Here is a 7,972-nt window from a genome sequence, read left to right as displayed (position 1 = left end):
AACGAAAAAATCGGCCGCGAATCTTATCGCCCGAATGATCGTATCCGTGTTTTCATCAAAGACGTTCGTCGCGAACAGCGCGGCCCACAGATCTTTTTGTCGCGTACTGCGCCAGAGTTCATGGCTGAATTGTTCAAGATGGAAGTCCCTGAAATCTACGACGGTATCATCGATATCAAAGCTGTGGCACGTGACCCAGGTTCACGCGCTAAGATTGCTGTGATTTCTCATGATGGCTCAATCGATCCGGTTGGTGCCTGTGTTGGTATGCGTGGTTCACGTGTTCAAGCAGTTGTGAACGAGCTACAGGGTGAAAAAATCGATATCATTCCTTGGAATGATGATCAGCCAACCTTCCTTGTGAACGCATTGCAGCCGGCCGAAGTATCCAAAGTTGTTTTGGATGAAGAGGCCGGAAAGATCGAAGTTGTTGTTCCTGAAGAGCAGTTGTCTTTGGCAATTGGTCGTCGTGGTCAAAACGTACGATTGGCGTCTCAGTTGACGGGTCTTGATATCGACATCATGACCGAAGCAGATGAATCTGCGCGTCGTCAAAAAGAATTCGAACTGCGTACTAAGCTGTTCATGGACAATTTGGACCTTGATGAGTTCTTTGCTCAGCTCTTGGTTGCTGAAGGTTTCACAAACCTCGAAGAGGTTGCATACGTCGAAGTCGAAGAGCTTTTGGTTATTGATGGCGTTGATGAAGGCACAGCTGGCGAATTGCAGGCCCGTGCCCGCGACGTACTGGAAGCACAGAATAAGGCCGCACTTGATGCAGCCCGTGCGCTAGGTGTTGAAGATAGCCTGGTTGATTTTGAAGGTCTGACACCCCAAATGTTAGAAGCGCTTGCAAAAGATGACGTGAAAACGTTGGAAGACTTTGCAACATGTGCTGACTGGGAATTGGCTGGCGGTTGGACCACTGACAACGGCGAACGCATCAAAGATGACGGTGTTCTGGAACCATTCGACATTTCTTTGGAAGATGCGCAAAACATGATTATGACAGCCCGCGTCTCACTGGGTTGGGTTGATATTGCGGATCTAGAAGAAGAAGCGGAAGAAGACGAAACCGATGCGGAGGGATCCGAAGCCTGATCGTAGGCTTCGGGAGTACCTGATGGGTCGCGGTGGCGTCACAAAAGACCGGCAAGACGGTCCAGATCGCAAGTGCATTGCCACGGGCGAAGTGCAACCTGTTTACGGGTTGATCCGCTTTGTTGTAGGGCCGGAAAATGTAATTTATCCTGATGTTTCGGGTAAATTACCGGGACGCGGAATTTATGTCGCTGCGGATCGTGACGCGTTGGAAACAGCAGTGAGCAAAAAGCTGTTCTCACGCGGTGCCAAGCAACAGGTTACTGTACCTGATGATTTGGTAGATGAGGTTGAACGCCAGTTGGCGCGCAAGGTGGTCGATTTGATCGCAATGTCGCGCAAGGCTGGTTCGGCTGTTGCTGGGTATGAAAAGACCAAAGCGTGGCTGCAATCTGAAGAAGCGCAAGTTCTGTTTCAGGCCGTTGACGGCTCTGGCCGGGGCAAGTCGAAATTGAGTACACCGCACTATGGCAGCTACATCGGCTGGCTAACGTCGGAAGAATTGGGTTTGGCGTTTGGGCGTCAAATTGTGATACATGGGGCGCTCGCCTCTGGTGGACTGACCAAACGTGTTGTAGAGGAAGCCCAGCGGTTACGGGGCGTGCGACGCGCAAGTATAGATGGCGAGGGTTCTGACTCCGCCCATCTGAAAGGATAGACGAGCTAAATGAGCGATAATGACGGTAAAAAAACATTGGGTCTGAGCGGCGGCACCCGCCCAGGCAATGTGAAGCAAAGCTTCAGCCACGGACGGACTAAGAACGTCGTCGTCGAAACCAAGCGTAAGCGCGTTGTGGTACCAAAACCTGGTGCAGCAAACAGAGCGAATGCCGCAGCACCGCTGGGTGTAAGCGATCCATCCAAGCGCCCTGCAGGGATTTCCGATGCTCAAATGGAGCGTCGCTTGAAAGCTGTTCAGGCTGCCAAGGCCCGTGAAGCCGAAGAGCAGGCAGCACGCGAAGCAGATGAAAAGGCCCGTGCCGAAGAGCGTGAGCGCCGTCGTGCTGAGATCGAAGCTAAAGAAGCGGAAGAAAAAGCCCGCGAAGAAAGCCTGAAAGCGAAAGCTGAAGAAGAAGCTCGTAAAGCAAAAGAAGCCGAAGCAGCAGCGCAAGCCGCAGCAGCTCCAGCACCTACGCCTTCAGCTCCTCGCGCGACGCCAAATCGTGGCGGACCTGCACCAGCTGCAACGCCTCGTAAAAACGAGCGTGAAGCGCAAGCTCGTCCAAAAGGTGGCCGTGATGATGGTCGCCGTGGCGGTAAATTGACTGTGAACCAAGCTTTGACAGGTGGCGCAGGTCGTCATCGTTCAATGGCGTCTATGAAGCGTAAGCAAGAGCGTGCGCGTCAAAAAGCGATGGGCGGCACGGTCGAGCGCGAAAAGGTATTGCGTACGGTTAATCTGCCTGAAGCCATCGTGGTTTCTGAATTGGCAGCACGTATGACTGAGCGCGTTGGTGATGTTGTTAAATCACTCATGACAATGGGTATGATGGTAACACAAAACCAAACCATCGACGCAGATACAGCTGAGCTGATCATCGAAGAATTCGGCCACACAGTGAACCGCGTTTCCGATGCAGACGTTGAAGACGTGATTAATGTTGTCGAAGATAACGCAGATGATCTGAAACCACGTGCACCTGTTGTCACTATCATGGGTCACGTTGACCACGGTAAGACATCTTTGCTCGATGCGCTTCGTAATGCGAAAGTCGTGTCTGGCGAAGCCGGCGGGATTACGCAGCATATTGGTGCTTATCAGGTTAAGACAAAAAGTGGCGCGATGTTGTCGTTCCTTGATACACCAGGTCACGCGGCGTTTACGTCTATGCGTTCCCGTGGTGCTCAAGTAACTGATATCGTCGTTCTGGTTGTCGCGGCGGATGATGCTGTGATGCCACAGACGGTTGAGGCGATTAACCACGCGAAAGCGGCTGGCGTTCCCATGATTGTTGCGATCAACAAGATCGACAAGCACGAAGCTAACCCGCAAAAAGTGCGCACCGATTTGCTACAGCACGAAGTGATCGTTGAAGCACTGTCTGGTGATGTTCAAGACGTCGAAGTTTCAGCGCAAACTGGTCAAGGTCTTGATCAATTGCTTGATGCGATTGCGCTTCAGTCTGAGATTCTCGAACTTAAAGCGAACCCAGATCGCGCTGCTCAAGGCGCTGTGATTGAAGCCAAGCTTGACGTGGGTCGTGGACCTGTTGCGACTGTTCTGATTCAAACCGGTACTTTGCGCCAAGGCGACATTTTTGTTGTTGGTGAGAAATACGGTAAGGTTCGTGCGTTGATCAACGATAAGGGTGAGCGCATCAAAGAAGCTGGACCATCAGTTCCTGTTGAAGTTCTTGGCCTTAATGGCACACCTGCTGCGGGCGACGTTTTGAACGTGACCGAAACAGAAGCGCAAGCTCGTGAGATCGCGGAATACCGTGAAAAAGCGGCGAAAGATAAGCGTGCAGCTGCTGGTGCGGCGACGACCCTTGAGCAATTGATGGCGAATGCTAAGGCGAACGAGAGCGTTAGCGAATTGCCAATATTGGTGAAAGCGGATGTTCAAGGTTCTGCTGAGGCGATCGTCCAAGCCATGGAAAAAATCGGCAATGATGAAGTCCGCGTTCGTGTCCTACACTCAGGTGTGGGCGCGATTACCGAGACAGACATTGGTTTGGCAGAAGCGTCAAATGCGCCTGTTATTGGCTTTAACGTTCGCGCGAATGCATCAGCGCGTAATACGGCCCATCAGAAGGGTGTCGAAATTCGCTACTACTCGGTTATTTATGACCTTGTGGATGATGTGAAAGCAGCCGCGTCTGGCTTGCTCAGCGCCGAAATCAGAGAGAACTTTATTGGTTACGCGACCATTAAAGAGGTCTTTAAGGTTACGGGTGTTGGTAAAGTTGCTGGCTGTATGGTTACCGAAGGTGTTGCACGCCGTTCTGCGGGAGTTCGTTTGCTGCGTGACAACGTGGTTATTCACGAGGGCACACTGAAAACGCTTAAGCGCTTTAAGGACGAAGTTGCTGACGTCAAATCTGGTTACGAATGTGGTATGGCGTTTGAACGCTATGAAGACATCCGTGCAGACGACGTTATTGAGATCTTTGAGCGTGAAGAGATCACTCGTACGCTAGACTAGGCGATTTGATCAAAATGAATAAAAAAGGGGAAGGTATTAACCTTCCCCTTTTTCGTTTCAAATTCGCTTATCTCAAAGCCAGTCTCTTAGGACTGGGATCAGCGGGATATCGGCCGCCGGCATTGGATAGTCTCGCAATTGATTTGGGCGCACCCATTTCAGGGCCTGATTCTCGAGAGACATTGGTGTGCCTTCCCATTTGCGACAGGCAAATAGCGGCATGAGCAGATGAAAATCATCGTAGCTATGGCTTGCGAAGGTAAGCGGCGCTAAGCAGCTTTCCCAAGTGTTAATACCTAGTTCTTCTTCGAGCTCGCGGACAAGCGCGGCTTCAGGGGTTTCCCCAACTTCAACTTTCCCGCCCGGGAATTCCCAGAGGCCTGCCATTGATTTTCCTTCAGGGCGTTGGCCCAACAGGACGCGACCGTCGACATCGATCAGGGCTACGGCGGAAACCAGAACAACCTTCATGAGCGATAATCTGCGTTGATGGAAATATAGCCGTGCGTCAAATCGCAGGTCCAAAGGGTGGCTGTACCATCGCCCATTCCAAGGTCGATATTGATATCGATTTCTTGTTTTTTCATCAGTGCCGCTGCGTCTGCTTCGCGGTAGTTTGGATTAACCCAGCCTTTTGTCGCAACGTTTACATCCCCGAATGAGATGGAAATCAGATCACGATCTGCGGGCGCGCCGGATTTACCAATAGCCATCACGATCCGACCCCAGTTGGGATCTTCCCCAGCGATTGCGGTTTTTACCAGCGGAGAATTCGCAATGGCCAGTGCGTGGGTTTTTGCAACGGCATCATCAACCGCTCCAGTCACTTGTATCTCGACAAGTTTGGTTGCGCCCTCACCGTCGCGTACAACTTGTTGAGCGAGGTCCAGCATGAGGGTGTGTAGCGCGGATGCGAAATCCTCACTCTTTGTGGCATCAACCTCAGAGGCACCAGTTGCGGCCATGATAAGGCTATCGGATGTCGATGTGTCGCTATCCACAGTGATGCAATTGAATGTTTTATCCGACGTGTCAGATACTAATTTCTGCAACGCCGATTGCTCAAATAAAGCGTCGGTAAAAATGTAGACCAGCATTGTCGCCATATCGGGCGCGATCATACCGGAGCCTTTGGCTATCCCAACAATCTGCAGTGTTTTACCATCGATCTGTACAGATTGTGCAGACCCTTTGGCGTAGGTGTCGGTTGTCATGATGGCGTGAGCCGCGGCCTCGACACCGGCGGCAGTTTGATTTATCTCCAGCGTTTTAAGACTGTCGATGATACGGTCGTGCGCAAGTGGTTCACCGATGACGCCCGTTGATGACGTATATATACGGTTTTCAGGAACGTTACATGTTTTCGAAACCGCGCTACAGATTGCGCTCACGGATTCCTGCCCATTCTTGCCAGTAAATGCATTGGCGTTCCCAGAGTTCACAAGAATCACAGCGGGCGCAGAAGTGTCTAGGCCCAGCTTTGACTGACAATCCAACACGGGTGCTGCCCGTGTCGTTGACTTTGTGAATACGCCTGCAATCGATGTGCCTGCGCTTAGTTTGGCAAGCATGACATCGTCACGCCCTTGATACCGTACGCCCGCAGCAACAGTTGCGAATGTGACGCCATCCACCGCTGGCAAGTTAGGAAACTGATCAGGTGCCAGCGGAGATTTTGTCATCGTATCGGCCATTTTTTTATTCGACAATCGCGAGGTCGGAAATGATCTCTGGATCGATGCTCTCGGCTCCGCTTTCGTCGATCTCAGAGTTTGCACGCAAGTTCTCAATAACTGCGTTTACAGCAGTCTCTTGAATTTGACCCTGAAGTTGTGCGCGGGCTTCTTCTAACGTTGGCGCGCTAGCATTGCGTGTTTCATTCAGAATGATGACATGCCAGCCAAACTGGGTTTCGACAGGAGCAGAGACTGCGCCGACTTCCAGCTCAACGACAGCCGCTTCAAAGGACGGTACCATTGCCCCCTTACCGAACCAACCCAAAGAACCACCATTTGGACCAGATGGGCCAGTGGATTTTTCCTGTGCCGTTGCTACGAAATCTGCACCGCCGTCTAGATCAGCTTTGATCGCAAGTGCCTCTTCTTTGGTTTCGACTAGAATGTGGGATGCATTGTATTCTTGTGTCGGTTCTACGTTTGCGTATTCCGCATTGTAGGCTTTTTGAATGGCTTCATCTGTCAAAGCTTCGGCCAGTGCGGCCTCAACACGTTCACCAGCGATCAAAGAACGCTCTTCGTTTTCCAAAGACAAGGTCACACGTGGTGGCAAATCGCCAGAAAAGTCATCGGCTAAAAGCGTTTGATCGACAAGTTGCTTGAGGATGCCATCAAACAAAACGCTTGCTGGCAGCTGTTGGTATTGCTCTGGCAATGTCGCACGGGCAACAATCATATGGCCGATAGTGATTTCTTTGCTGTTCACTGTAGCTACGACAGTGCTCGCATCCTGAGCAGTCGCAGGAACGGCTAAAGTTACAGCAAGGCCTAAAGCGGCGATAAAGTTGAGACGTTTTTGCATTGTTTAGTCCTATGGTTATGGGTCACGGCAGTGCGCAACATTGACACGGTATGATGTGGCCCTTACATCCGCTAAGGCATGGTTCGGGATCGATCCTTACCCTGTATCTATGGCCTGTACACGGGTCGGGCAAGCGCTTGCTGCAAAAGACAACTAACCATCGGCTTGGAGTACTTATGCTTGGTTTCGGAACACTTACGAAAAAGATCTTTGGGACAGCCAATGATCGTAAAGTTAAAGCAATCCGTCCGTTGGTGGAAAAGATCAATGCGTTAGAGCCTGAGTTCGAAGGGTTATCTGACGAAGAGTTGATTGCTAAGACCCGCGAATTTGCCGAACGCGCCAATAATGGCGAGAGTTTGGATAGTCTTTTGCCTGAAGCTTTCGCCAATTGCCGCGAAGCGGCCAGACGCGCATTGGGTTTACGTGCCTTTGACGTACAGTTGATGGGCGGGATTTTCCTACATCAAGGCAACATTTCTGAAATGAAAACCGGCGAGGGTAAAACCCTTGTTGCAACATTCCCTGCCTACCTGAACGGTTTGACAGGCAAGGGTGTGCACGTTGTTACCGTGAACGAATATTTGGCCAAACGTGATGCCGAATGGATGAGCAAAGTGTTCGCTGCTCTTGGTTTGACCACGGGTGTCGCGGTTGGTGATGCGTCTCAAGAAGATAAGCAAGCGGCCTATGAGTGTGATATCACTTATGCGACGAACAATGAGCTAGGTTTCGATTATCTGCGCGATAACATGAAATCTGAGCTGAGTCAGATTTTCCAAAAAACGCATAACTTTGCGATCGTGGATGAAGTCGATAGTATCTTGATCGATGAAGCGCGTACGCCTTTGATTATTTCTGGTCCTGCCGAAGATCGATCTGAGATGTACCTTACTATTAACGGTGTGATCCCATCTTTGTTGGACGAACACTTTGAGTTAGACGAGAAAACCCGCAATGTGACCTTTACCGATGAAGGCAACGAATTTCTCGAGGAGCAGTTGCGTGCGCGCGGTTTGCTAGATCAAGACGCCACGCTTTATGATCCTGAAAGCACCAGCTTGGTTCACCACATCAACCAAGGTTTGCGTGCTCACAAGTTATTCCAGCGGGATAAAGATTACATCGTTCGTGACGGCGAAGTTGTTTTGATTGATGAATTTACAGGCCGGATGATGGCGGGTCGCC

7 protein-coding genes are annotated in these 7,972 nt (G+C 50.9%); 4 read left to right on the top strand and 3 right to left on the bottom strand.

Annotation, left to right across the window (positions count from 1 at the left end; all coding sequences use genetic code 11):
* The 3 genes from nusA to infB form a co-directional block, all read left to right on the top strand.
* Window positions 1-1,101, top strand: a 1,101-nt coding sequence (gene nusA / locus ABJO30_00650) for a transcription termination factor NusA (GenBank protein MEP3231316.1), incomplete at its 5' end; no start/stop codon positions are given.
* 22 nt (window positions 1,102-1,123) lie between these two features.
* Complete coding sequence (locus ABJO30_00645) at window positions 1,124-1,759, top strand: RNA-binding protein (protein ID MEP3231315.1); 636 nt, start codon at window positions 1,124-1,126, stop codon at window positions 1,757-1,759.
* 9 nt (window positions 1,760-1,768) lie between these two features.
* On the top strand, window positions 1,769-4,246 hold the full coding sequence (gene infB / locus ABJO30_00640; GenBank protein ID MEP3231314.1) for a translation initiation factor IF-2: 2,478 nt from the start codon (window positions 1,769-1,771) through the stop codon (window positions 4,244-4,246).
* 72 nt (window positions 4,247-4,318) lie between these two features.
* Here infB and ABJO30_00635 read toward each other — a convergent pair whose 3' ends face one another.
* The 3 genes from ABJO30_00635 to ABJO30_00625 are packed head-to-tail and all read right to left on the bottom strand — an operon-like array spanning window position 4,319 to window position 6,784.
* Window positions 4,319-4,717: a (deoxy)nucleoside triphosphate pyrophosphohydrolase gene (locus ABJO30_00635; protein MEP3231313.1), complete on the bottom strand. Its 399-nt coding sequence runs from the start codon at window positions 4,715-4,717 to the stop codon at window positions 4,319-4,321.
* Window positions 4,714-5,928, bottom strand: a complete 1,215-nt coding sequence (gene argJ / locus ABJO30_00630; GenBank protein MEP3231312.1) for a bifunctional glutamate N-acetyltransferase/amino-acid acetyltransferase ArgJ — start codon at window positions 5,926-5,928, stop codon at window positions 4,714-4,716. Before argJ ends, ABJO30_00635 begins: the two co-directional genes overlap by 4 nt.
* A gap of 16 nt (window positions 5,929-5,944) precedes the next feature.
* Window positions 5,945-6,784, bottom strand: a complete 840-nt coding sequence (locus ABJO30_00625; GenBank protein MEP3231311.1) for a peptidylprolyl isomerase — start codon at window positions 6,782-6,784, stop codon at window positions 5,945-5,947.
* 176 nt (window positions 6,785-6,960) lie between these two features.
* On the opposite strand from ABJO30_00625, the gene ABJO30_00620 reads away from it, so the two are divergent.
* The coding region (locus ABJO30_00620) for a DEAD/DEAH box helicase (GenBank protein MEP3231310.1) at window positions 6,961-7,972 on the top strand (1,012 nt) is incomplete at its 3' end.

It is taken from the genome of Hyphomicrobiales bacterium, from assembly GCA_039973685.1.
In the GTDB taxonomy this organism is placed as follows: Bacteria; Pseudomonadota; Alphaproteobacteria; order Rhizobiales; family JACESI01; genus JACESI01.
This window is presented reverse-complemented; position numbering and strand designations above follow the sequence as displayed.

What these genes read in the sequence shown, in the direction of transcription:
- ABJO30_00635 (MEP3231313.1), bottom strand. Translation starts at nt 4,717, where the DNA reads ATGAAGGTTGTTCTGGTTTCCGCCGTAGCCCTGATCGATGTCGACGGT.
- ABJO30_00645 (MEP3231315.1), top strand. Translation starts at nt 1,124, where the DNA reads ATGGGTCGCGGTGGCGTCACAAAAGACCGGCAAGACGGTCCAGATCGC.
- infB (MEP3231314.1), top strand. Translation starts at nt 1,769, where the DNA reads ATGAGCGATAATGACGGTAAAAAAACATTGGGTCTGAGCGGCGGCACC.
- argJ (MEP3231312.1), bottom strand. Translation starts at nt 5,928, where the DNA reads ATGACAAAATCTCCGCTGGCACCTGATCAGTTTCCTAACTTGCCAGCG.
- ABJO30_00625 (MEP3231311.1), bottom strand. Translation starts at nt 6,784, where the DNA reads ATGCAAAAACGTCTCAACTTTATCGCCGCTTTAGGCCTTGCTGTAACT.